The organism is Marinospirillum sp. (assembly GCF_014859565.1).
The window spans coordinates 1-1645 of the sequence record NZ_JACUUA010000427.1 but is presented as its reverse complement, the minus strand read 5'-3'; the positions used below and the strand labels follow the sequence as shown (position 1 = coordinate 1645).

Annotated in this window: 1 pseudogene; it reads right to left on the bottom strand. The window is 50.0% G+C overall.

What is annotated here, in order from left to right:
* Positions 1-462: 462 nt before the first annotated feature.
* A pseudogene (locus IBX50_RS20490) lies at positions 463-1645 on the bottom strand (type I-F CRISPR-associated helicase Cas3); the annotation flags it as partial.

Sequence of the window (1645 nt, the reverse complement as noted above, 5' to 3'; positions counted from 1 at the left end):
CTTCCTTGCCTTTCAGCTTGGCATCACGACGCTCATTGATGAACGCAACGATGACAGCATGAAAGCACTTGGAACGAGTAGAAGGTAAATCTTCTTCATTCATAGGGTTATCACTCCATTCGACTTTAAAACCATGTCCATGTAGAATCCCGCACAGTAACTTGCCATGCGGGAGCCTACTTATTAGTGTTCAGGGAGCATCAGCTCCTAAAACTCTTCTGAGCAGATGAGAACCACTCATCACAAACCTCCTAATAGCTATAGCCGAGATCAAGCGGCAGGTTGCACAAGCCTAGCTCTGCTGGAACAGGGCTAGGCACTTACTGAATGGTACAACCTTAGCCAAGATAATTCAACCATAGTATCTTTTGGTTTAATGCCGAATAGGCAGCTCAGAAAATAGTGTCATTTGGTTTAATGCAAAAATCATCTGCCGAACAGGCAGCTATAAGGCATGGATGCCTAATTCTTTCGCCCCACCCCCAACCAAGGATGCCATCGCCAGCCCTGCTCATTGGTAGGCACCTCAACAGTGGTCATCTTTCTAGCGCACTCATCCAGTGTTAACCCCAGAGCATCAGCCTGCTCTGACAGAAGTGCCAGCAGGTCATTATTACCCCATAGCCTGATTCCACTTCCCTGTGCCAGATCAACCTGATGCACTTGGGTGGATGCAGAAACATATAGATTCCCCTTGCCCCGTGCCACAGCATCTTCAACACGGTAAGGCAGCAAGTTTTCTTCGTCCTCATCTGGCAAAAAAGCCAGAGTTGTCTTGCGCTCTGTTTCCTGACGAAAGGGTTGCTGCTGTGGGAGAACACCGACCAAGGCTGCCATCGGATATTGCCATGCAGGAGCAGCCTCATCTTGCTCCAGTCCTTTACGACCCGCTGCTCGTCGAGAAGTACTGGTGACTTGCTGTACAGGCAACATGGTGGCCAGCATGCGCGCTTGTTCAAGATCAACCAGCCGTAGCTGTGGTTTCCATTCATTCTGGGGGCGCGGCTGGATACGAGGAATAGCATCCAGTTCCTGATACTCCGCATCCATCAAAAGATCATGCAGCCAGGGTGATGTCACCCTGAAAGCTGGTGTATTTTTCTCGAAACCGGGGCGAGTAAATACCAACCGACCACCTCCCCGCTGCTCCAGGAATTTAAGGTTGGCATCACAAATCAACAGGTTAGGTTCTTCACAGACCTTACGACGATGACGTTGCACACGCCCGGCAAGCTGAATCAATGACCGCATGGAGGAAGGTTCAGCAATTGCCCAGTCCGCATCCCAGTCACGGCCTACCTCGCAGACAGGCGAAGCTAGCACAATAAATAAGTGGTTATTTTCTGGGCACTCATCCAACTGGTCACGGATGTCTGGGAGCAGGTAAACCGCCTGACCATTTTCTGAACGGCGATTGAATGCATCATCCAGCATATTTTCAATAGCTGAACGCTGCACCAAGGGGAATCGGGCATGGTAAACACACAGATGAATACAGGTGCCATCTGGCGTGCCCAGTTCGTTCAGCGTTCTCGCCACATCCATAAGTGGGTCAATATTAGCCATGCGAATGATGCCAAAACTAACTCGTTTACCACTGACCGGATCCGTTTCAGCATGTTGCTGATGCAGACTCAAACAGGCA